Source organism: Pseudomonas sp. FDAARGOS_761, from assembly GCF_013343155.1.
Lineage (GTDB): Bacteria > Pseudomonadota > Gammaproteobacteria > Pseudomonadales > Pseudomonadaceae > Pseudomonas > Pseudomonas aeruginosa.
Genome location: NZ_CP054572.1, coordinates 1,765,245 through 1,787,864 on the forward strand (window position 1 = coordinate 1,765,245; position 22,620 = coordinate 1,787,864).

General features: G+C 64.7%; 22 protein-coding genes. 16 read left to right on the forward strand and 6 right to left on the reverse strand.

Annotation, left to right across the window (positions count from 1 at the left end):
• Window position 1: 1 nt before the first annotated feature.
• On the reverse strand, window positions 2-1,363 hold the full coding sequence (locus FOC67_RS08390; protein ID WP_009314735.1) for an MFS transporter: 1,362 nt from the start codon (window positions 1,361-1,363) through the stop codon (window positions 2-4).
• Window positions 1,364-1,740: 377 nt separating this feature from the next.
• Between FOC67_RS08390 and FOC67_RS08395 the strand changes: the two genes are divergently transcribed.
• Window positions 1,741-2,622 carry a LysR substrate-binding domain-containing protein gene (locus FOC67_RS08395; protein ID WP_003140168.1) on the forward strand — a complete coding sequence of 294 codons (882 nt, stop codon included), beginning with the start codon at window positions 1,741-1,743 and terminating at the stop codon, window positions 2,620-2,622.
• A gap of 68 nt (window positions 2,623-2,690) precedes the next feature.
• Here the strand turns inward: FOC67_RS08395 and FOC67_RS08400 are convergent, their stop codons facing one another.
• Window positions 2,691-2,870, reverse strand: a complete 180-nt coding sequence (locus FOC67_RS08400; RefSeq protein ID WP_003087367.1) for a PA1571 family protein — start codon at window positions 2,868-2,870, stop codon at window positions 2,691-2,693.
• A gap of 209 nt (window positions 2,871-3,079) precedes the next feature.
• Here FOC67_RS08400 and FOC67_RS08405 point away from each other — a divergent pair, with 209 nt between their 5' ends.
• Window positions 3,080-4,225 carry an ATP-NAD kinase family protein gene (locus FOC67_RS08405; protein WP_009314734.1) on the forward strand — a complete coding sequence of 382 codons (1,146 nt, stop codon included), beginning with the start codon at window positions 3,080-3,082 and terminating at the stop codon, window positions 4,223-4,225.
• A 10-nt stretch (window positions 4,226-4,235) separates the two neighbouring features.
• Window positions 4,236-4,832: a DUF1287 domain-containing protein gene (locus FOC67_RS08410; RefSeq protein ID WP_009314733.1), complete on the forward strand. Its 597-nt coding sequence runs from the start codon at window positions 4,236-4,238 to the stop codon at window positions 4,830-4,832.
• 114 nt (window positions 4,833-4,946) lie between these two features.
• Here the strand turns inward: FOC67_RS08410 and FOC67_RS08415 are convergent, their stop codons facing one another.
• The gene (locus tag FOC67_RS08415) at window positions 4,947-5,228 is read right to left on the reverse strand and encodes a pyrimidine/purine nucleoside phosphorylase (protein WP_003087375.1); all 282 of its coding nucleotides are present in this window, start codon (window positions 5,226-5,228) and stop codon (window positions 4,947-4,949) included.
• 94 nt (window positions 5,229-5,322) lie between these two features.
• The gene (locus tag FOC67_RS08420) at window positions 5,323-5,874 is read right to left on the reverse strand and encodes an exonuclease domain-containing protein (RefSeq protein ID WP_003087377.1); all 552 of its coding nucleotides are present in this window, start codon (window positions 5,872-5,874) and stop codon (window positions 5,323-5,325) included.
• Window positions 5,875-5,977: 103 nt separating this feature from the next.
• Here FOC67_RS08420 and FOC67_RS08425 point away from each other — a divergent pair, with 103 nt between their 5' ends.
• Window positions 5,978-6,844: an NAD(P)-dependent oxidoreductase gene (locus FOC67_RS08425; RefSeq protein ID WP_003110964.1), complete on the forward strand. Its 867-nt coding sequence runs from the start codon at window positions 5,978-5,980 to the stop codon at window positions 6,842-6,844.
• Between the two features lie 6 nt (window positions 6,845-6,850).
• Here FOC67_RS08425 and FOC67_RS08430 read toward each other — a convergent pair whose 3' ends face one another.
• Entirely contained in the window at window positions 6,851-7,192 is a 342-nt protein-coding gene (locus FOC67_RS08430) for a DMT family protein (RefSeq protein ID WP_003087393.1), read from the reverse strand.
• 112 nt (window positions 7,193-7,304) lie between these two features.
• Here FOC67_RS08430 and FOC67_RS08435 point away from each other — a divergent pair, with 112 nt between their 5' ends.
• The 3 genes from FOC67_RS08435 to FOC67_RS08445 all read left to right on the forward strand — a co-directional run bounded on the left by FOC67_RS08435 (window position 7,305) and on the right by FOC67_RS08445 (window position 9,160).
• On the forward strand, window positions 7,305-8,060 hold the full coding sequence (locus FOC67_RS08435; RefSeq protein ID WP_009314730.1) for a hypothetical protein: 756 nt from the start codon (window positions 7,305-7,307) through the stop codon (window positions 8,058-8,060).
• A gap of 103 nt (window positions 8,061-8,163) precedes the next feature.
• Window positions 8,164-8,418, forward strand: coding sequence for a YkgJ family cysteine cluster protein (locus FOC67_RS08440; RefSeq protein ID WP_003087397.1), 255 nt, complete (start codon window positions 8,164-8,166; stop codon window positions 8,416-8,418).
• Between the two features lie 133 nt (window positions 8,419-8,551).
• Entirely contained in the window at window positions 8,552-9,160 is a 609-nt protein-coding gene (locus tag FOC67_RS08445; RefSeq protein WP_003104390.1) for an START domain-containing protein, read from the forward strand.
• 115 nt (window positions 9,161-9,275) lie between these two features.
• On the opposite strand, the gene gltA is transcribed toward FOC67_RS08445, so the two are convergent.
• Window positions 9,276-10,562, reverse strand: a complete 1,287-nt coding sequence (gene gltA / locus FOC67_RS08450; RefSeq protein ID WP_003087400.1) for a citrate synthase — start codon at window positions 10,560-10,562, stop codon at window positions 9,276-9,278.
• Window positions 10,563-10,910: 348 nt separating this feature from the next.
• Here gltA and sdhC point away from each other — a divergent pair, with 348 nt between their 5' ends.
• From sdhC to sucD, 9 genes are all read left to right on the forward strand, one after another.
• Window positions 10,911-11,297, forward strand: a complete 387-nt coding sequence (gene sdhC / locus FOC67_RS08455) for a succinate dehydrogenase, cytochrome b556 subunit (protein ID WP_003104388.1) — start codon at window positions 10,911-10,913, stop codon at window positions 11,295-11,297.
• Entirely contained in the window at window positions 11,291-11,659 is a 369-nt protein-coding gene (gene sdhD / locus FOC67_RS08460; RefSeq protein WP_003104386.1) for a succinate dehydrogenase, hydrophobic membrane anchor protein, read from the forward strand. The genes sdhC and sdhD overlap by 7 nt, the downstream gene beginning before the upstream one ends.
• Before the next feature lie 3 nt (window positions 11,660-11,662).
• Window positions 11,663-13,435 carry a succinate dehydrogenase flavoprotein subunit gene (gene sdhA, locus FOC67_RS08465; protein WP_003087407.1) on the forward strand — a complete coding sequence of 591 codons (1,773 nt, stop codon included), beginning with the start codon at window positions 11,663-11,665 and terminating at the stop codon, window positions 13,433-13,435.
• Between the two features lie 11 nt (window positions 13,436-13,446).
• Window positions 13,447-14,154, forward strand: a complete 708-nt coding sequence (locus tag FOC67_RS08470) for a succinate dehydrogenase iron-sulfur subunit (protein WP_003087410.1) — start codon at window positions 13,447-13,449, stop codon at window positions 14,152-14,154.
• A gap of 256 nt (window positions 14,155-14,410) precedes the next feature.
• The gene (locus tag FOC67_RS08475) at window positions 14,411-17,242 is read left to right on the forward strand and encodes a 2-oxoglutarate dehydrogenase E1 component (RefSeq protein WP_003087413.1); all 2,832 of its coding nucleotides are present in this window, start codon (window positions 14,411-14,413) and stop codon (window positions 17,240-17,242) included.
• Between the two features lie 42 nt (window positions 17,243-17,284).
• A complete protein-coding gene (odhB, locus tag FOC67_RS08480; protein WP_003114264.1) occupies window positions 17,285-18,514 on the forward strand; it encodes a 2-oxoglutarate dehydrogenase complex dihydrolipoyllysine-residue succinyltransferase in 1,230 nt (409 codons plus the stop codon).
• 68 nt (window positions 18,515-18,582) lie between these two features.
• The gene (gene lpdA, locus FOC67_RS08485) at window positions 18,583-20,019 is read left to right on the forward strand and encodes a dihydrolipoyl dehydrogenase (RefSeq protein ID WP_003087422.1); all 1,437 of its coding nucleotides are present in this window, start codon (window positions 18,583-18,585) and stop codon (window positions 20,017-20,019) included.
• Between the two features lie 328 nt (window positions 20,020-20,347).
• Window positions 20,348-21,514 carry an ADP-forming succinate--CoA ligase subunit beta gene (sucC, locus tag FOC67_RS08490; protein WP_003087425.1) on the forward strand — a complete coding sequence of 389 codons (1,167 nt, stop codon included), beginning with the start codon at window positions 20,348-20,350 and terminating at the stop codon, window positions 21,512-21,514.
• A complete protein-coding gene (gene sucD / locus FOC67_RS08495) occupies window positions 21,514-22,401 on the forward strand; it encodes a succinate--CoA ligase subunit alpha (RefSeq protein ID WP_003087428.1) in 888 nt (295 codons plus the stop codon). Before sucC ends, sucD begins: the two co-directional genes overlap by 1 nt.
• Window positions 22,402-22,620: the final 219 nt, after the last annotated feature.

Consider the following 22,620-nt stretch of genomic DNA (forward strand, 5'->3'; position numbering starts at 1 on the left):
GTCAGGAGCGGATCGGGCGGAAGTCCCCCAGGCTGGGGATGTTCCTGTGGCCTTTCACAACACCGTCGGGTCGGCTGTTCCAGTGCGGGAGGAGCACCGCGGTGGCGATCAGGGCGGCGACGGTGAAGCCGATGAACACCGTGTAGGTGTCGAAATAGCCGGGCAGCAGGCCACCGAGGATCGCGCCCACCGAACCGCAGCCATTGACGAAGCCGGAGGCGGTGCCGGCGGCCTCGCCGGTGCCGAAGTCGATGGCGGCGGAGCCACAGATCATCGAGTCCGGGCCGTACAGGGTCAGTCCCATCATGAACAGCAGGCCGACCACTATCGGAATGCTGCCGGTGGTCATCGCCGGGACGAACAGCGCCAGGCAGACGGTCAGCGCCAGCAGGCTGATCACGCAGGCCGGCATGCGCCGTGCGCCGAACAGCTTGTCCGAGGCGAAGCCGATCAGGATCGGGCCGAGCAGGCCGGCTACCTCGAAGGCGGTGGGAACGATCGCCGCGCCGACCTTGCCGAGCGCCGGCATGCGTTCGTAGACGATCACCGGTCCCCACAGGAGGATCGCGTAGCGCGCCGGCTTGAGCAGGAAGTAGGCCAGGCCGAGGCAGAGCACCGTGCGGTTGCGCACCACCTTGGCGAGTACCTGCAGGCTGCCGCCGTTGCCGCCTTCCGGCCTGAAGCCGGCATAGCGCACGGCCTCGCTCGCGACCTGCGGTTCGACGGGTGGATGGCCGACGTCCTCCGGGCGGTTGCGCTGTAACAACAGGAACAGCAGGGCCAAGCCGCCGACCACCGCGGCGCTGGAGTAGAACGCCGCGTGCCAGGTACCGAACACGCTGTACGCCCACCAGCCGGCGAACGGCGAGGCGACCAGGCCGCCGAAGGCGTAGCAGGTGCTCCACAGGCCGAGCACCCGACCGCGTTCGTGAGTGGCGAAGAAACTGCCGATGTTCTTGCACAGCCCCGACCAGCCGGTGGACTGCGCCAGTCCCTGGACCACCATGCAAGTGGCGAAGATCGGCAGGGTGGCGAAGGTGCCCATGACCAGCGCGGCCAGTGCGGAGATCAGCAGGCCGCCGAACACCACGATGCGCGGGCCGAAGCGGTCGGCCAGCACGCCCCAGGTGAACTGGCCGACGGCATAGGCGGCGAGATAGATGGCGTCGAGATCGGCCATCGCCATCTTGTCCAACTGGAAGCCCGGATCTTCGGCGATGCCGAGCTTGGCGACGGAAAAGGCCTTGCGGGTGAAATAGAAGGCGGCGTAGGCCAGCCAGGTGATCGCGAATATCTGCAGGCGCCAGCGCTGGAAGCTGGACACGGGAGAGGACGGCAGCGCCGTCCCGGGACGTTGATTCATGGTTCTGACCTCGATCTTGTTATCGGTGCCGGCAGGTGTGAGGGGAACACGCCTTGTTGTTGTTCTGATGAGCACTTCCGCACCGCCATGTCGCGGTGCCTGGTCAGAGGGATCTGGAGTCGGCTTCACCTCCTGGGTAAGGGTTGCGCATGCCCAGGCAGGGGCTGGCTGCCGAGGCGCTGGCGCGCTGTGGTGAAGCGATGGAAACAATTCCGGATAAATAAATGAAATCGATTTATCAAATTTTAAATATAAGTTTTACTTGTTTGTCCGTAGGCCTGACGCCGCGTGGCTCGAAGAAGTTGACCGAACGGTCATCCCCGTGTGCGCCGCCCATGGCGCGGAACCCCTTGTCCTGCCTGGAGTGGTGAAGGTCCATGTCGGTATCCCATGCGCAGTTGAAGGCTTTCCATGCAGTCGCCGTGTACGGCAGCTTCACGCGCGCCGCCGAGCGCCTGTTTCTCACCCAGCCGGCGGTTTCCGACCAGGTGCGCAAGCTGGAGGAGCGTTACGGCGTGCTGCTGTTCCACCGTAACAAGCGCTCGGTGCGCCTGAGCGAACTGGGCGAGCGCCTGCTCGCGGTGACCCAGCGGCTGTTCGCGATCGAGGCCGAGGCGGAGGAGCTGTTGTCCGCCTCCAGCGCCCTGCGGACCGGCACCCTGACCCTGGCGGTGGATGCGCCGGTGCACGTATTGCCGCAGATCGCGCGTTTCTGCGAGCGCTATCCGGGCATCGCGGTGCGGGTGGAGACCGGCAATACCGACGAGTCTCTGCAGCGACTGTTCAGCTACCAGGCCGACCTGGCTCTGTTGGGCCGGGACGTCAGCGACGAGCGGTTGCTTTCGCTGACCCTGCGCAACGACCCGATCGTCGCCTTCGTTTCGCTCAGCCATCCGTGGGCCGGGCGCGAGTCGATCCGCCTCGCCGATCTCGACGACATGCCGCTGGTGCTGCGCGAGCAGGGCTCGGTGACCCGCCAGACCCTGGAGGAGGAGATGAGCCGCGCCGGCCTGCGGATCCGCCCGGCGATCCAGGTCGAAGGCCGCGAGGCCTCGCGCGAGGCGGTGGTGGCGGGGATCGGCGTGGGGGTGGTGTCGGCCGCGGAGTTCGGCGCCGACACGCGGGTCCATGCGCTGCCCATCGTCGATTGCCAGCGACGCCTGACCGAGACCCTGGTGTGCCTGCGCGAACAGCGCTCGCGGCGGATCGTCGAGACCTTCCTCGACCTGGTCGGCGAGGACCTGTCGGCGCCGAGCTAGGGCGTGGCTTCGCGCAAGCGAAAAAAAGCCCGGCGGATGCCGGGCTTCGAAGTCGTGCTGGCGGGCACTCAGGCCTGCTTCTGTTCCTGCTCCAGGGACCTGTCCAGTTCGCGGCAGGCGCGCTGGATCATCACCTCGGTGATCGGGATCTCCCGGCCCTGGGCGTCGATGATGGCGCCACCGCTGTGCTGCTGCGTATTGAAGGGGATCACGCGGCGCTTGGCGGTATCGGTGTGTTGCGAATTCATTGCCCGTCTCCTCATCAGGTTTATCGGCAGTCTAGGGAGCGCAGATGAAACCGCCGTGACAAACGGCGGATGTCGTGCCGCTCCAACGCGAAAGCCATGGACCATAGCAATCTTGCAGTCGGCGTGCCAGCTTGCCGGCTACCGCTGGGTTTTTCTGGTTATAGTGGTCCGACCGGTGTGGGCGCCCTGGAGTTCGCCCGAGGATGAGTATGGACATGTTTCGCCTGGGATTGGTGGTCAATCCCCTGGCCGGGCTGGGTGGCCCGGTCGCCTTGAAGGGCAGCGACGGGGTGGCCGCCGAGGCCCTGGCCAGAGGCGCCGAACCACGTGCGCTGGAGCGCACCCGGATAGCCCTGGAGTGCCTGTTGCCACTGGTCGAGAAGATCGAGTTCCTGACCTTTCCCGGGGCCATGGGCGGCGAGTTGCTCGAGCGCATGGGCTTCCGCCATCGCCTGCTCGGCGAGTGGCAGGGAGCGGTCAGCAGCGCGGCGGATACCCGGTTGGCGGTCGAGCGTTTGCAGGAGGCCGGCGTCGCCCTGATCCTGTTCGCCGGTGGTGATGGCACAGCACGGGATGTTGCCGGGGTGGTGCGCGAGCAACAGCCGGTGCTCGGCATTCCGGCCGGGGTGAAGATCCACTCCGGGGTCTATGCCATCAGTCCGCGCGCGGCCGGCGAATTGGCCAGGCGCCTGGTCGAGGGCGGCCTGGTGCGCCTGGCCAGCGGCGAGGTGCGCGACCTCGACGAAGAGGCGCTGCGCGCCGGCCGCGTCGCCGCGCGTTGGTACGGCGAGATGACGGTGCCGGAGGAGGGCCACTTCATGCAGCACGTGAAGCAGGCAGGGATGGAGTCCGAGGAGCTGGTGCTGGTGGACCTCGCCGACTGGCTGGCGGAAAGCTGGGAAGACGGCGTGCGCTATGTGCTCGGGCCGGGCTCGACCCTGCATGGCCTGGCGCGCAATCTCGGCCTGGAAACCACCCTGCTGGGCGTCGACGTGCTGGAGTATGGCGCGGTGCTCGCCCGCGACGTCGACGAGGCGCGGCTGTTCGAACTGGTGGACGGTCATCCGGCGTTCCTGCTGGTCACCGCCATCGGCGGCCAGGGCCACGTGATCGGTCGCGGCAACCAGCAGATCAGTCCCCGGGTGTTGCGCGCCATCGGCCTGGAGCGCATGCGGGTGGTCGCCACCAAGCGCAAGCTGGGGACCCTCGGGGGCCGCCCGTTGCTGGTCGACAGCGGCGACCCGGTGCTGGACGACAGCTTCCCGGACGCCATCCGGGTCTGGGCCGGCTACAAGGAAGAACTGCTGTATCCGCTGGGATACGGGAAGGACCAGGACGCGCCCGCGGGCGCTTAGGAGGAAAAGGATGGACAAGGACGTATCCGGCGCGCTGCGCTGCCTGTTGCTGCTCGCCATGCTCGGACTGCCGCTGGTGGCGGCCGCTGCGGTCGAACCGCAGCGACTGGTGGATGCGGCGCGTGCCCAGGTGGGCGTAACCCTGGGCTACGACCCGGCCTACCGGCAACTGGACTATCCGGGCGGCGACGTGCCGCTGCAGACCGGGGTCTGCACCGACGTGGTGGTCCGTGCGCTGCGTGGACAGGGGCTGGACCTGCAGAAGGCGGTGCACGAGGACATGCGTCGCCACTTCGCGGCCTACCCGCAGCAATGGGGGATGAAAGGCACCGACCGCAACATCGATCACCGCCGCGTACCGAACCTGATGACCTGGTTCAGCCGCCAGGGCCTGGCCCTGGCGCCGAGCCGCGACGCCTCCGCCTACCGGGCCGGAGACATCGTCGCCTGGCGCCTGGACAACGGCCTGCTGCATATCGGCGTGCTTTCCGATCGCAGGCTGGAGGGCAGGCCGCTGGTGTTGCACAACATCGGTGCCGGCGTGCGGGAAGAGGACCTGCTGTTCCGCTACCAGGTCATCGGCCACTACCGCTTCCCGCAGGGCTGAATGGGCTAGGCGAGCCGCTCCAGCGGCGGATGAGCGTACCTTGATCCCTCCGCCGCCGCTGGACGGCGGGCAAGAAAAAACCGGCCTGCGGCCGGTTTTCCTGTCTGCCGGGGCTCAGCGGTATTCGCAGAGGTAGGCGGTGTCCTGGGCGACCTTGAGCTGGAACTTGCTGTTCGCCGGGACGGTGAACTGGCTGCCGCTGGCGTATTCCTGCCACTCGTCACTGCCCGGCAGCTTGACCGTCAGCGCGCCGGCGACCACATGCATGATCTCCAGCTGGCTGGTGCCGAATTCGTATTCGCCTGCCGCCATCACGCCGATGGTGGCCGGGCCGGCGGTCATGTCGAAGGCGATGGATTTGACGGTGCCGTCGAAGTATTCGTTGACCTTGAACATGGGCTTCTCCTGAAGGGGTGAACAGGCGGGTTTGAAAAGGCCCGCCAGTATGCCCAAGCCTCGGAAAGGCGTCACTAGGCGGCGCGGGCCTCGTTCAATGCTCCACCGGCAATACCAGCGGCAGCAGCCGTGCGGTATTGCGGGCATCCTCCAGGGCGCGGTGCTGCTGGCCCTGGAAACTCATCCCGGCCAGTTGCAGGGCCGCGTTCAGGCCGACCGGGCGGGGCAACTGGCGGACTTCGCCGAAGCGTTGCTTGAGATTGACGTGCGGCACTTCGCTGAGCTGGCTGGTCAGCCCGTGCTGGCGCCACTCCTGCTCCAACTGGCGGCGGTCGTAGTCGCCCCAGCTGGCCCAGCCGGCCAGTCGCGGACGATGCTGGGCGAGCCAGCGCTCGAAGGCTTCCCAGACCGTGTCGAGATGGGCGGCGCCATCGACGTTGGCCTGGCTGATATGCGTGAGGTCGCGGCAGAAGTGGGTCAGTAGCGGCCGCCTGACCGGTCGTACGAAACGCTGGAAGTGGTCCAGTTCGCGGGCGTCCGCGGCGGCGACCAGGGTGGCGCCGATCTCGATGATTTCCATTTCCTCCAGGGGCCAGCCGCCTTCCGCGGTAGTGGCCTCCAGATCGATTACCAGCCAGTGAGGCATCGGAGCTATCCATACCAGGGTCCGCGCTGAGTATGGCGGGGCTTCCGGACCTCGGCAAACCGCTGTGCTAGGCTGCGGGATCGGATTTCGAGGAGATGACGGAATGACTGCGGTCGCATTTCTCGGCCTGGGCACGATGGGCTACCCGATGGCCGGGCACCTGCAGCGCGAGGGCTATCACGTCTGCGTCTACAATCGCTCGTCGGCCAAGGCGCTGCGCTGGGTCGAGGAGTACGCCGGACGATACGCCGATACGCCGCGCGAGGCCTGTGCCGGCGCCGAACTGGTGTTCTGCTGCGTCGGTAACGACGACGACCTGCGTGCCGTGGCGCTGGGCGAGCAGGGCGCCTTCGCCGGAATGGCGCCGGGCAGCCTGTTCGTCGACCACACTACCGCTTCGGCGGAAGTCGCCCGCGAGCTGTCGCTGCTGGCTGCCGAGCGTGAGCTGGGCTTTCTCGACGCGCCGGTCTCCGGCGGCCAGGCGGGCGCGGTCAACGGCGCCCTGACGGTGATGGTCGGTGGCGAGGAGGCCTTCTATCGACGCGCCGAACCGCTGCTGCGCAGCTATGCGCGGATGGTCCGGCGAATGGGCGACGTGGGTAGCGGGCAATTGACCAAGATGGTCAACCAGATCTGCGTCGCGGGGCTGCTCCAGGGCTTGGCCGAGGCGCTGCACTTCGCCCAGTGCGCCGGTCTCGACGGCGAGGCGGCGATGCAGGTGATCGGCAAGGGCGCGGCCCAGTCCTGGCAACTGGAAAACCGCCACCAGAGCATGCTGGCCGGAGAGTTCGACTTCGGCTTCGCCGTGGACTGGATGCGCAAGGACCTGTCGATCCTGCTCGCCGAGGCGCGACGCAACGGCGCGCAGTTGCCGGTCACGGCGCTGGTCGACCAGTTCTACGCCGAAGTGCAGGCGATGGGCGGCGGTCGTTGGGATACCTCCAGCCTGATCGCCCGGCTACGTTCGTGACGCGGCTCAGGCGCGGAAGATGAAGTACACCGCGCCGAGCAGGCACAGGCCGGCCCAGAGGTAGTCCAGTTTCAGCGGCTGCTGCATGAAGTAGACGCTGAACGGGACGAAGACCGCCAGGGTGATGACTTCCTGCATGATCTTCAGTTGGCCGACCGAGAGTTCGGTGTAGCCGATGCGGTTGGCCGGCACCTGCAGCAGGTATTCGAACAGCGCGATACCCCAGCTGATCAGGGCGGCGATGATCCAGGGCTTGCTGTTGAGGGTCTTCAGGTGGCCATACCAGGCGAAGGTCATGAACAGGTTGGAGCAGGCTAGCAACAAGGCGGTTTGCAGCCAGACAGGCATGATGGATGGGCTCCGGAGGGCTGGGACGGCGCAGCCTAATTGGCTGCGGCGATAAAACCAAGTGGGCAGGCATCGGTCGGTAGGGGTTGGTGCTCGGAAAAGGATGAAAGGTATGCGGTTGCACAAGCGCTCGCTGGTCTGGGGGCTCGCGCTGAGCGGGCTGGCCGTCGTGCTGGCGGCCGCCTGGTGGGCGAGCCAGGCGTCGCGGGAGCCGGCTCTGTGGAGCGAGCTGCGGGTGCCGCCGGCGTTTGCCATCCCGCGCGATTTCAACCTGGGCGAATACCGCTTGAGCTGGGGCGGCAAGAGCCTCGCCCTGTCAGTGGCGGGTAGCGCCCGGCCGCCGTTGTGGGAGAGCGAGGGCGGTTTTCTCGGGGCCGGGCGGGAAAGCGCCGGTCGCCTGCAGTTGCGCTGCCAGGAGCAGAGCCTGGAGAGCTTCGAGCTGGTCGGTCGACGCTTGTCCCTGAAGGGGCACCTGCGCTGCGCCGATGGCCGGCTCAGCGCCTACGAGCTGTCGTTCGAGCCGCGCCAGGGCGGCGTGGAGGTGCGCGTCGCGCTGGCGGACAGCGAGCTGAACCGGGTCGCCCTGTCCTGGCGGCGTAGAGCGGGGGAGCGCTTGTCCGGTATCGTCGATGACGAGGCGGAAGGTCGCTCCTGGGTCTTGCCGGCCGGGGTCGCCGGCTACTGGAGTTCCGCTGGCAACGCCTTCCTCGGCCACTCGACGGCGGCGCAATCCCTCGACCTGCGCGAGCCGGGCCGGGTGCAATGGCGGGCTGCGACCGAGTCGGCCAGGGCCTGGCTGTTCGCTGCCGGCAACCGCGAGCAGTGGCAGCTTCGTAGCGCGCGTCTCGAGGCGGAAACGCGCCGCTGATCCGCCGGGCTTGGCGGCGGCCTGGCCGGTCCGTATTCTTTGCGCCCGTTCCGGACGGCTGTCCTGGCCGCTCCTCTGCCAACTTTCGGGCGAGATCCTTCCCATGCAATGTAGAGCCGGCTGCGGCGCCTGCTGCATAGCACCGTCGATTTCCTCTCCGCTGCCGGGCATGCCGGCCGGCAAGCCCGCGGGCGTACGCTGCCTGCACCTGGACGAAAACCATCTCTGCGGGCTGTTCGGCCGACCGGAGCGACCGGCTGTGTGCGGCCAGTTCGGCGCCGATCCGGAAATCTGCGGCGACAGCCGTGAGCAGGCGCTGGCCCTGATCGCGGAGTGGGAAGTCATCACTGCCGCGTGAACGGGTTGGAAGTCTGGCTGTCTCACGCCATACTGCTGCGCATCCTGCGCCGAAGGCTCAGGATCGCGGCTTGCAGGGCGTCGACCGCCCGGCCGGCGAACCGAAAATAACCATAAAGAGAGGAACAGGAACGATGCGTGGCATTTTGCGTATGACCGTGCTGGCTGCCGCAGTGTTCGGGGTGGCCGGCAATGCGCTGGCCGAAGACTGGAAGCTGGCCAAGGACGAGGATGGCGTGAAGGTCTACCTCAGCAGTGTCCAGGGCTCCAAGTACAAGGCTTATCGCGGCGTTACCGACATCAAGGCCGACGTGGCGACCATCGAGGCGCTGCAGGAGGACGTCAAGGGTTCCTGCAAGTGGATCCATGCCTGCGCCGAGATGAAACTCCTGAAGCAGGAAGGCGCCGACGCCTGGACCTACTCGAAGATCGACATGCCCTGGCCGGTCACCGGTCGCGACGTGGTCATCCATGTCACCACCGAGAAGACTGCGGATGGCACCGTGATCCGTCACCTTAAGGCCGATCCGACCTATATCCCCGAGGAAAAGGGCCAGATCCGCGTGCCCAAGCTGGTCGGCGAGTGGAAGTTGCAGCCGAAGGGGCAGGGCGTGACGGAAGTGACCTACCAGGTGGAAACCGAGCCGGGTGGCAGCATTCCTTCCTGGTTGGCCAACAGCTTCGTGGTCGACGCGCCGCTGAACACCCTCAAGGGCCTGCGTAGCGCCGCCGAGAAGCGCTGAGCGCGCCTTCCTTGCAAAAAGACCGCCTCCGGGGCGGTTTTTTTGTGTCCGGCGGAAAGGGGGCGGGCACAAAAAAGGCTGCCGAAGCAGCCTTTCTCGCCGGGCGTGACGGGTTTCAGCCGCGATCCTTGAGGGCGGTGAAGTCGCGCTGGGTGTGGCCGGTATAGAGCTGGCGCGGGCGGCCGATCTTGTAGGGGCCGGAGAGCATTTCCTGCCAGTGCGAGATCCAGCCGACAGTACGCGCCAGGGCGAAGATCACGGTGAACATGCTGGTCGGAATGCCGATCGCCTTGAGGATGATCCCCGAGTAGAAGTCGACGTTCGGGTACAGGTTGCGTTCCACGAAGTAGGGGTCGTGGCGGGCGATTTCTTCCAGCTTCATCGCCAGTTCCAGTTGCGGGTCGTTGATGCCCAGCTCCTGGAGGACCTCGTCGCAGGTCTGCTTCATGACCTTGGCGCGCGGGTCGAAGTTCTTGTAGACACGATGGCCGAAGCCCATCAGCTTGAACGGATCGTTCTTGTCCTTGGCCTTCTCGACGAACTTGTCGATGTTGGACACGTCGCCGATCTCGTCGAGCATGCGCAGCACCGCTTCGTTCGCGCCGCCATGGGCCGGTCCCCACAGGGCGGCGATGCCGGAGGCGATGCAGGCGAACGGATTGGCGCCGGAGGAGCCGGCCAGACGCACCGTGGAGGTGGAGGCGTTCTGCTCGTGGTCGGCGTGGAGAATGAAGATGCGGTCCATGGCCTTGGCCAGCACGGGGCTGATCGGCTTGGTCTCGCAGGGGGTGTTGAACATCATGTGCAGGAAGTTTTCCGCGTAGTTCAGGTCGTTACGCGGATACATCATCGGCTCGCCCTTGGAGTACTTGTACACCATGGCGGCGATGGTCGGCATCTTGGCGATCAGGCGATGCGCGGAGACTTCGCGATGCTTCGGGTTATTGATGTCCAGGGAGTCGTGGTAGAAGGCCGAGAGGGCGCCGATCACGCCGCACATCACGGCCATCGGATGGGCGTCGCGGCGGAAGCCGTTGAAGAAGGTCTTCAACTGCTCATGAACCATGGTGTGGTTCTTGATGGTGCCGACGAACTGTTCCTTCTGCGCGGCGGTGGGCAGCTCGCCGTTCAGCAGCAGGTAGCAGGTTTCCAGGTAGTCGGATTTCTCTGCCAGTTGCTCGATGGGGTAGCCGCGATGGAGGAGGACGCCTTTGTCGCCGTCGATATAGGTGATCTTCGACTCGCAGGAGGCGGTCGACATGAAGCCAGGATCGAAGGTGAAGTGGCCCGTGGCGGTGAGGCCCCGTACATCCACTACATCGGGACCCATGGTACCGGATAGGACGGGCAGTTCGACGGGGGCTGAGCCCTCGATGATCAACTGCGCTTTTTTGTCAGCCATGATGGCCTCCTATTTATGCTTGAAATCATCAGTACCCCCCACGCAGGGCCCGCACCACTATAGAGGGATAAATTCGAAAGTCAATTTGCGCGAATCCATGCCGTAGAGCCTTTCGTTGCGGGGTTTTCGCAGAAAAAGGGGGCTATTTACGCCTTTTATAAAAGGCCCGCAATCAACCATTTGGCGATGGGTGTTTTCGTTGTCATTAGTAGCCTAACTGTCTATACTCGGCGTCCGACCGCAAGGGGTATTCCTGGCCCGCTTTCATAGACGGTCGCCACTCCCTGGTGATGGGTACCTGACAAGTGCACTTCCCGACAACTAGCCCTGTTCGTTAGGGCTCTCAGTGTGAAAAAAGCCGTGAATAGCAAACGACCTGTAAACCTAGACCTAAGGACCATCAAACTCCCTGTCACCGCTTACACGTCCATTCTCCACCGTATCTCTGGCGTCATCCTGTTCCTCGGTATTGCCGTGCTGCTGTTCGCGCTCGACAAGTCGCTGAGTTCGGAAGAAGGCTTCGAGCAGGTGAAGGCGTGCCTGACCAGTCCCCTGGCCAAGCTGGTGATCTGGGGCCTGCTGTCTGCGCTGCTGTACCACCTGGTGGCCGGTGTTCGCCACCTGGTCATGGACGCTGGCGTCGGCGAGACGCTGGAAGGCGGTAAGCGTGGCTCCAAAATCGTCATCGCCATCGCGGTGGTGCTGATCGTTCTGGCGGGGGTATGGGTATGGTAACTAACGTCACAAACTTCTCGCGCTCCGGCCTCTACGACTGGATGGCCCAGCGCGTTTCCGCGGTCGTTCTCGCGGCTTATGTCATTTTCCTGCTGGGCTACCTCATTGCTCACCCCAACATTTCCTACGCGGACTGGCACGGCCTGTTCTCGCAGGGTTGGATGCGCATCTTCAGCCTGTTGACCCTGGTTGCCCTGAGCGTCCATGCGTGGGTCGGTATGTGGACCATCTCCACCGACTACCTGACTTCGATGGCTCTCGGCAAGGCGGCGACAGTCGTGCGTTTCCTCTTCCAGGCGGTTTGCGGCATGGCGATGTTCGCATTCTTCGTCTGGGGTGTGCAGATTCTTTGGGGTATGTGATCCATGGCTAGCATTCGTACACTTTCCTTTGACGCCATCATCGTCGGTGGCGGTGGCGCCGGCATGCGTGCCGCGCTGCAACTGGCCCAGGGCGGCCACAAGACCGCCGTGGTGACCAAGGTCTTCCCGACCCGTTCCCACACCGTATCCGCACAGGGTGGCATCACCTGCGCCATCGCTTCGGCCGACCCGAACGACGATTGGCGTTGGCACATGTACGATACCGTCAAGGGCTCCGACTACATCGGTGACCAGGACGCGATCGAATACATGTGTTCCGTCGGCCCCGAGGCCGTGTTCGAGCTCGAGCACATGGGCCTGCCGTTCTCCCGTACCGAAACCGGCCGCATCTACCAGCGTCCGTTCGGCGGCCAGTCCAAGGACTTCGGCAAGGGTGGCCAGGCCGCCCGTACCTGCGCCGCCGCCGACCGTACCGGCCACGCGCTGCTGCACACCCTGTACCAGGCCAACCTGAAGAATGGCACCTCGTTCCTCAACGAGTGGTACGCGGTCGACCTGGTGAAGAACCAGGACGGCGCGGTGGTCGGCATCATCGCCATCTGCATCGAGACCGGCGAGACCGTCTACATCCGTTCCAAGGCCGTGGTCCTGGCCACTGGCGGTGCCGGCCGTATCTACGCCTCCACCACCAACGCGCTGATCAACACCGGTGACGGCGTGGGCATGGCCCTGCGTGCCGGCGTGCCGGTGCAGGACATCGAGATGTGGCAGTTCCACCCGACCGGCATCGCCGGCGCCGGTGTACTGGTCACCGAAGGTTGCCGCGGCGAAGGCGGTTACCTGATCAACGCCCACGGCGAGCGCTTCATGGAGCGTTATGCGCCGAACGCGAAGGACCTGGCCGGCCGCGACGTGGTCGCCCGTTCCATGGTCAAGGAAGTCCTGGCCGGCAACGGCGTGGGTCCGAACAAGGACCACGTGCTGCTGAAGCTCGACCACCTCGGCGAGGAAGTCCTGCACAGCCGCCTGCCCGGCATCTGCGAACTGTCCAAGACCTTCGCCCACGTCGACCCGGTCGTTGCGCCGATCCCGGTGATCCCGACCTGCCACTACATGATGGGCGGCGTTGCCACCAACATCCATGGCCAGGCCATCACCCAGGACGCCAACGGCAACGACCAGATCGTCGAAGGCCTGTTCGCCGTGGGCGAAGTGGCCTGCGTATCGGTACACGGCGCCAACCGCCTGGGCGGCAACTCGCTGCTCGACCTGGTGGTATTCGGCCGTGCCGCCGGTCTGCACCTGGAAAAAGCGCTGAAAGAGGGCATCGACGCCCGCGGCGCTTCCGAGAGCGACCTGGAAGCCTCCTTCAAGCGCCTGAACGGCGTGAACGAGCGCACCAGCGGCGAAGAAGTCGCTCCGCTCAAGCGCGAGCTGCAAAGCTGCATGCAGAACTACTTCGGTGTATTCCGCACCGGCGAGTACATGCAGAAGGGCATCGCCCAGCTGGCCGACCTGCGCGAGCGTATCGCCAACGTCAAGATCAACGACAAGAGCCAGGCATTCAACACCGCGCGCATCGAAGCGCTGGAACTGCAAAACCTCCTCGAGGTGGCCGAGGCCACCGCGATCGCGGCCGAGCACCGCAAGGAGTCCCGTGGCGCCCACGCCCGTGAAGACTTCGAGGAGCGCGACGACGAGAACTGGCTGTGCCACACCCTGTACTTCCCGGGTGAGAAGCGCGTATCCAAGCGTTCCGTCAACTTCGCGCCGAAGACCGTTCCGGCATTCGAACCCAAGGTTCGGACTTACTAAGGGTGCCCGCCATGTTGCAAGTGAGTGTTTATCGTTACAACCCCGACAAAGATGCTGCGCCGTACATGCAGGATTTCCAGGTCGACACCAACGGCAAGGACGTGATGGTCCTCGACGTGCTGGCGCTGATCAAGGAACAGGACGAGGGCTTCTCCTACCGTCGTTCCTGCCGTGAAGGCGTCTGCGGCTCCGATGGCATGAACATCAACGGCAAGAACGGCCTGGCCTGCATCACCCCGCTGTCGGCCGCCGGCCTGAAGGGCGGCAAGCTGGTGATCCGTCCGCTGCCCGGCCTGCCGGTCATTCGTGACCTGGTCGTGGACATGAGCATCTTCTACAAGCAATACGAGAAGGTGAAGCCGTTCCTGCAGAACGATACGCCGGCCCCGGCCATCGAGCGTCTGCAGACCCCGGAAGAGCGCGAGAAGCTGGACGGTCTGTACGAGTGCATCCTGTGCGCCTGCTGCTCGACCTCCTGCCCGTCCTTCTGGTGGAACCCCGACAAGTTCCTCGGTCCGGCCGCACTGCTGCAAGCCTATCGTTTCCTGGCCGACAGCCGTGACACCAAGACCGAAGAGCGCCTGGCTTCGCTGGACGACCCGTTCAGTGTGTTCCGCTGCCGCGGAATCATGAACTGCGTGAACGTTTGCCCGAAGGGTCTGAACCCGACCAAGGCGATCGGCCACGTGCGTAATATGCTGCTGCAGAGCGGAACCTGATCCTCTCGCAGTTGTTATATGAGTTGTACCTAGCAACACCTGTGGCGCCGGAGTTCTTCCGGCGTCGCAGCAACTAAGCGGGCCAAGCTCACAAAGCCATGGCCCAGATTTGAAAAATATGACCAGCAGGGGCATCCGGGCTGGTACCCGGACTATCTGCGGGATCTGTAGTGGCCATACCGATGTCGCTGCCTGAGGACTTCGGAGCCTTCAAGGTTTCGCCAGGTGGTTGTCCCCTTACCGAGGGTGACCTAGCATGCACGAAAGCGTAATGCAGCGGATGTGGAACAGTGCCCATCTATCCGGTGGTAACGCTGCCTACGTCGAAGAGCTCTACGAGCTCTACCTGCACGACCCTAACGCTGTGCCAGAAGAGTGGCGCACGTATTTCCAGAAGCTTCCCGCCGATGGCAATCCCGCCCCCGACGTCTCGCACTCCACAGTGCGCGATCATTTCGTCCTGCTGGCCAAGAACCAGCGCCGTGCCCAGCCGGTTTCCGCCGGTAGCGTGAGCAGCGAGCACGAGAAGAAACAGGTCGAAGTCCTTCGTCTCATTCACGCTTACCGTCTCCGCGGCCACCAGGCTTCCACCCTCGACCCGCTCGGCCTGTGGCAGCGTCCCGCGCCTGCCGACCTGTCGATCGACCACTACGGTCTGACGGGTGCCGACCTGGACACCACTTTCCGCACCGGTGAGCTTTACATCGGCAAGGAAGAGGCGACCCTGCGTGAAATCGTCGACAGCCTGAAGAGCACCTATTGCGGTACCTTCGGCGCCGAGTTCATGCACATCGTCGATTCCGAGCAGCGCAAGTGGTTCCTCCAGCGCCTGGAAAGCGTGCGTGGCCGTCCCGGCTTCTCCGCCGAGGCGCGTGCGCACCTGCTCGAGCGCCTGACCGCGGCCGAAGGCCTGGAGAAGTACCTGGGCACCAAGTACCCGGGCACCAAGCGTTTCGGCCTGGAAGGCGGCGAAAGCCTGATCCCGATGGTCGACGAGATCATCCAGCGCTGCGGTTCCTACGGCGCCAAGGAAATCGTCATCGGCATGGCCCACCGCGGTCGCCTGAACGTCCTGGTCAACACCTTGGGCAAGAACCCGCGCGACCTGTTCGACGAGTTCGAAGGCAAGAAGATCGTCGAGCTGGGCTCCGGTGACGTGAAGTACCACCAGGGCTTCTCCTCGAACGTGATGACCAGCGGCGGCGAAGTCCACCTGGCGCTGGCGTTCAACCCGTCCCACCTGGAAATCGTTTCCCCGGTGGTCGAGGGTTCCGTTCGTGCCCGCCAGGACCGCCGCAAGGACAGCTCCGGCGACAAGGTGGTACCGATTTCCATCCACGGCGATGCCGCCTTCGCGGGGCAGGGCGTGGTCATGGAAACCTTCCAGATGTCGCAGACCCGCGCCTACAAGACCGGTGGCACCATCCACCTGGTGATCAACAACCAGGTCGGTTTCACCACCAGCCGCCAGGACGATGCGCGTTCCACCGAGTACGCCACCGACGTGGCGAAGATGATTCAGGCGCCGATCTTCCACGTCAACGGCGACGATCCCGAAGCCGTGCTGTTCGTCACCCAGCTGGCCGTCGACTATCGCATGCAGTTCAAGCGTGACGTGGTCATCGACCTGGTCTGCTACCGTCGCCGCGGCCACAACGAGGCGGACGAGCCGAGCGGCACCCAGCCGCTGATGTACCAGCAGATCGCCAAGCAGCGTACTACCCGCGAGCTGTACGCCGACGCGCTGGTGAACGCCGGCGTGCTCAGCGCCGAGCAGGTTCAGTCGAAGATCGACGACTACCGCGACGCCCTGGACAACGGCCTGCACGTGGTGAAGAGCCTGGTCAAGGAACCCAACAAGGAACTGTTCGTCGACTGGCGTCCGTACCTGGGCCATGCCTGGACCGCGCGTCACGACACCCGCTTCGACCTGAAGACCCTGCAGGAACTGTCCAGCAAGATGCTGGAAGTGCCGGAAGGCTTCGTGGTTCAGCGCCAGGTTTCGAAGATCTACGAAGATCGCCAGAAGATGGCGGCCGGTGGCCTGCCGATCAACTGGGGCTTCGCCGAGACCCTGGCCTACGCGACCCTGCTGTTCGAAGGCCATCCGGTACGGATGACCGGCCAGGATGTCGGCCGTGGCACCTTCTCGCACCGTCACGCGGTGCTGCACAACCAGAAGGACGACTCGGTCTACGTACCGCTGGCCAATCTGTTCGACGGCCAGCCGCGCCTGGATATCTACGATTCCTTCCTTTCGGAAGAGGCCGTGCTGGCGTTCGAATACGGTTTCGCCACCACCACGCCGAATTCGCTGGTGATCTGGGAAGCTCAGTTCGGCGACTTCGCCAACGGCGCCCAGGTGGTCATCGACCAGTTCATCACCAGTGGCGAAAGCAAATGGGGCCGACTCTGCGGCCTGACCATGCTGCTGCCGCACGGCTATGAGGGGCAGGGTCCGGAGCACTCCTCCGCGCGCCTGGAGCGCTACCTGCAGCTCTGCGCCGAGCAGAACATCCAGGTCTGCGTGCCGACCACCCCGGCTCAGGTCTACCACATGCTCCGCCGTCAGGTGATCCGCCCGCTGCGCAAGCCGCTGGTGGTGATGACGCCGAAGTCCCTGCTGCGTCACAAGCTCGCCATCTCGACCCTGGAAGATCTGGCCAACGGTTCCTTCCAGACCGTGATCCCGGAAATCGACAGCCTGGATCCGAAGAAGGTCGACCGCGTCGTGCTGTGCAGCGGCAAGGTGTACTACGACCTGCTGGAGAAGCGTCGCGCGGAAGGCCGCGAAGATACCGCGATCGTCCGTATCGAGCAGCTGTATCCGTTCCCGGAAGACGACCTGGCGGAAGTTCTGGCTCCCTACAAGAACCTCAAGCACATCGTCTGGTGCCAGGAAGAGCCGATGAACCAGGGCGCCTGGTTCTGCAGCCAGCATCACATGCGTCGTGTCATCGCCGCGCACAAGAAGGGCCTCAATCTCGAGTACGCCGGCCGCGAAGGCTCCGCTGCTCCGGCTTGCGGCTACGCCTCGATGCACGCCGAGCAGCAGGAAAAACTGCTGCAAGACGCCTTTACTGTTTAACGCCTACGCGCTGAAGAAACCGAATTTAAGGAAACGCACACAATGGCTATCGAAATCAAAGCCCCAACCTTCCCGGAATCGGTCGCCGACGGCACCGTCGCCACCTGGCACAAGAAGCCGGGCGAAGCGGTCAAGCGCGACGAACTGATCGTCGACATCGAGACCGACAAGGTGGTCATCGAGGTTCTCGCCGAGGCTGACGGCGTGCTGGCCGAGATCATCAAGAACGAAGGCGACACCGTTCTGAGCAACGAGCTGCTCGGCAAGCTGAACGAAGGCGGCGCCGCCGCTCCGGCCGCTCCGGCTGCCGCTGCGCCCGCCGCCGCTCCGGCTGCCCAGGCCGCCGCTCCGGCCGCCGCTGGCGGCGACGACGCCATCCTGTCCCCGGCCGCGCGCAAGCTGGCCGAGGAGGCCGGTATCGATCCGAACAGCATCGCCGGCACCGGCAAGGGCGGTCGCGTGACCAAGGAAGACGTGGTCGCTGCGGTCGAAGCGAAGAAGAACGCCCCGGCCGCCCCGGCCAAGCCTGCCGCCCCGGCTGCCGAGGCGCCGATCTTCGCCGCCGGCGACCGTGTCGAGAAGCGCGTGCCGATGACCCGCCTGCGGGCCAAGGTCGCCGAGCGCTTGGTCGAGGCGCAGTCCGCCATGGCCATGCTGACCACCTTCAACGAGGTCAACATGAAGCCGATCATGGACCTGCGTTCGAAGTACAAGGACCTGTTCGAGAAGAAGCACAACGGCGTGCGCCTGGGCTTCATGTCCTTCTTCGTCAAGGCCGCCACCGAGGCGCTGAAGCGCTTCCCGGGGGTCAACGCTTCCATCGACGGCAACGACATCGTCTACCACGGCTACCAGGACATCGGCGTTGCCGTTTCCAGCGACCGCGGCCTGGTGGTTCCGGTACTGCGTAACGCCGAGTTCATGAGCCTGGCCGAGATCGAGGGCGGCATCGCCAACTTCGGCAAGAAGGCGAAGGAAGGCAAGCTGACCATCGAAGACATGACCGGCGGCACCTTCACCATCTCCAACGGTGGCGTGTTCGGTTCCCTGCTGTCGACCCCGATCGTCAACCCGCCGCAGACCGCCATCCTCGGCATGCACAAGATCCAGGAGCGCCCGATGGCCGTGAACGGCCAGGTGGTGATCCTGCCGATGATGTATCTGGCGCTGTCCTACGACCACCGTCTGATCGACGGCAAGGAAGCGGTGAGCTTCCTGGTGGCGATCAAGGACCTGCTGGAAGATCCGGCTCGCCTGCTGCTGGACGTCTGATTTAGCGTTTCTCTTCACGGCGGCCCCCTCGTGGGGCCGTCCGGTTTCACCCGAATAAGGATTGAGATATGAGCCAGAAATTCGACGTGGTAGTGATTGGTGCCGGCCCCGGCGGTTACGTTGCCGCCATCCGCGCTGCCCAGCTGGGCCTGAAGACCGCCTGCATCGAGAAGTACATCGGCAAGGAAGGCAAGGTGGCGCTCGGCGGTACCTGCCTGAACGTTGGCTGCATCCCGTCCAAGGCGCTGCTGGACAGCTCCTACAAGTACCATGAGGCCAAAGAGGCCTTCAAAGTCCATGGTATCGAAGCCAAGGGCGTCACCATCGACGTTCCGGCGATGGTTGCGCGCAAGGCCAACATCGTCAAGAACCTGACCGGCGGCATCGCTACCCTGTTCAAGGCCAACGGCGTGACCTCCTTCGAAGGCCACGGCAAGCTGCTGGCCAACAAGCAGGTGGAAGTGACCGGTCTGGACGGCAAGACCCAGGTCCTGGAAGCCGAGAACGTGATCATCGCTTCCGGCTCCCGCCCGGTGGAGATCCCGCCGGCCCCGCTGACCGACGACATCATCGTCGACTCCACCGGCGCCCTGGAATTCCAGGCCGTGCCGAAGAAGCTGGGTGTGATCGGCGCCGGCGTCATTGGCCTGGAGCTGGGTTCGGTATGGGCCCGCCTGGGTGCCGAGGTGACCGTGCTGGAAGCCCTGGACAAGTTCCTCCCGGCTGCCGACGAGCAGATCGCCAAGGAAGCCCTGAAGGTCCTGACCAAGCAAGGCCTGAACATTCGCCTGGGCGCCCGCGTGACCGCTTCGGAAGTGAAGAAGAAGCAGGTAACCGTGACCTTCACCGATGCCAACGGCGAGCAGAAGGAAACCTTCGACAAGCTGATCGTCGCGGTCGGCCGTCGCCCGGTGACCACCGACCTGCTGGCCGCCGACAGCGGCGTGACCCTGGACGAGCGTGGCTTCATCTACGTCGACGACCACTGCAAGACCAGCGTTCCGGGCGTCTTCGCCATCGGTGACGTGGTTCGCGGCGCGATGCTCGCGCACAAGGCCTCGGAAGAGGGCGTGATGGTCGCCGAGCGCATCGCCGGCCACAAGGCGCAGATGAACTACGACCTGATCCCGTCGGTCATCTACACCCACCCGGAAATCGCTTGGGTCGGCAAGACCGAGCAGACCCTCAAGGCCGAGGGCGTCGAAGTCAACGTCGGCACCTTCCCGTTCGCCGCCAGCGGTCGCGCGATGGCTGCCAACGACACCACCGGCCTGGTCAAGGTCATCGCCGATGCGAAGACCGACCGCGTCCTGGGCGTCCACGTGATCGGCCCGAGCGCCGCCGAGCTGGTACAGCAAGGCGCGATCGGCATGGAATTCGGCACCAGCGCCGAAGATCTGGGCATGATGGTCTTCTCCCACCCGACGCTGTCCGAAGCCCTGCACGAAGCTGCCCTGGCGGTGAATGGCCATGCCATCCACATCGCCAACCGCAAGAAGCGCTGAGTGATCCGACGCCCCGGTTCACGCCAGGGGCGTCACAGCGACGCGGGACGCGTCGTCCGTCAGGCCAGGACAGGTTCCTGGCCTTGTCGGGTCCGGGTTCTGTAGAATCCACGGTTTGCCGCCTGCGTCGGGATGACGCAGGCGGCAGACTTTCAGAAGAACCACGGCGGGTGAGCGCCGGCGACCGTTGCGAGGTGGCCGCGGGCGTATGCCGCCGGACTGTTTTTTCGCGAGCCGGGTGGTTCGCGAAGCGACGGTCACAGGTGGTGGGGTGCCACGAGCGCTCCGCCGAAATGCGCAATACCTAGACGAATAACGGTAGACAAGCATGAATCTCCACGAATATCAGGGTAAGCAGCTGTTCGCTGAATACGGCCTGCCTGTATCCAAGGGCTTTGCCGTAGACACCCCCGAAGAGGCCGCAGAAGCCTGCGACAAGATCGGCGGCAGCGAGTGGGTCGTCAAAGCTCAGGTGCACGCCGGCGGCCGCGGTAAAGCGGGCGGTGTGAAGCTGGTGAAGAGCAAAGAGGACGCCAAGGCGTTCGCCCAGCAGTGGCTGGGCAAGAACCTGGTGACCTACCAGACCGACGCCAACGGCCAGCCGGTCAGCAAGATCCTGGTGGAGTCCTGCACCGACATCGACAAGGAGCTGTACCTCGGCGCCGTCGTCGATCGTTCCAGCCGCCGCATCGTGTTCATGGCTTCCACCGAAGGTGGCGTGGACATCGAGAAGGTCGCCCACGACACTCCCGAGAAGATCCTCAAGGCCACCATCGACCCGCTGGTCGGCGCGCAGCCGTACCAGGGCCGCGAGCTGGCCTTCCAGCTGGGCCTGAAGGGCGACCAGATCAAGCAGTTCACCCATATCTTCGTCGGCCTGGCGAAGCTGTTCCAGGACTACGACCTGGCCCTGCTGGAAGTGAACCCGCTGGTGATCAAGAAAGACGGCAACCTGCACTGCCTGGATGCCAAGATCAACATCGACAGTAACGCCCTGTACCGTCAGCCGAAGCTGCGCGCCATGCACGACCCGTCCCAGGACGACGCCCGTGAAGCCCATGCGCAGAAGTGGGAGCTGAACTACGTCGCGCTGGAAGGCAACATCGGCTGCATGGTCAACGGCGCCGGCCTGGCCATGGGTACCATGGACATCGTCAACCTGCACGGCGGCAAGCCGGCCAACTTCCTCGACGTTGGCGGCGGTGCGACCAAGGAGCGCGTGACCGAAGCGTTCAAGATCATCCTGTCCGACAGCAACGTGAAGGCTGTCCTGGTGAACATCTTCGGCGGCATCGTGCGTTGCGACATGATCGCCGAAGGCATCATCGGCGCCGTCAAAGAAGTCGGCGTGAAGGTTCCGGTTGTCGTCCGCCTGGAAGGCAACAACGCTGAACTGGGTGCCAAGGTCCTGGCCGAAAGCGGCCTGAACATCATCGCGGCAACCAGCCTGACCGACGCTGCCCAGCAAGTCGTCAAGGCCGCGGAGGGTAAGTAATGAGCGTCCTGATCAACAAAGACACCAAAGTCATCTGCCAAGGCTTCACCGGTAGCCAGGGCACCTTCCACTCCGAACAGGCCATCGCCTACGGCACCAAGATGGTCGGCGGCGTGACCCCCGGCAAGGGCGGCACCACCCACCTCGGCCTGCCGGTGTTCAACACTGTCAAGGAAGCCGTGGAAGCCACCGGCGCCGAAGCCTCGGTCATCTACGTTCCGGCTCCGTTCTGCAAGGACTCGATCCTGGAAGCGGCATTCGGCGGCATCAAGCTGATCGTCTGCATCACCGAAGGCATCCCGACCCTCGACATGCTGGACGCCAAGGTCAAGTGCGACGAGCTGGGCGTACGCCTGATCGGCCCGAACTGCCCGGGCGTGATCACTCCCGGCGAGTGCAAGATCGGCATCATGCCGGGTCACATCCACCTGCCGGGCAAGGTAGGCATCGTGTCGCGTTCCGGCACCCTGACCTACGAAGCCGTGAAGCAGACCACCGACGCCGGCTTCGGCCAGTCCACCTGCGTGGGCATCGGCGGCGACCCGATCCCGGGCTCCAACTTCATCGACATCCTGAAGCTGTTCCAGGAAGATCCGCAGACCGAAGCCATCGTCATGATCGGCGAGATCGGTGGTTCCGCCGAAGAAGAAGCCGCGGCCTTCATCAAGGCCAACGTGACCAAGCCGGTGGTGTCCTACATCGCTGGCGTGACTGCCCCTCCGGGCAAGCGCATGGGCCACGCCGGCGCCATCATCTCCGGCGGCAAGGGCACCGCGGACGAGAAGTTCGCCGCCCTGCAGGACGCCGGTGTGAAGACCGTGCGTTCCCTGGCCGACATCGGCAAGGCCCTGGCCGAGCTGACCGGTTGGGAAGTGAAGAAGGCCTGATTTCCCGGGTTTTCTGAGTTCCAGGACGAAGGCCACCGCCTCACAGCGGTGGCCTTCGTCGTTCTATCGCATCCGTCAAACGAATGTTGCCGCGATGCGCTATCATTGCCAACGGTTCGTGTCCGACAAAACCCCGGGCGCGCCACGCATCATCCCGCAGGCCAGCGCGCCTGCAGCTATAGCGCCACATGGCCCTCAAAAGGGGTCGGGCGGCTTGAC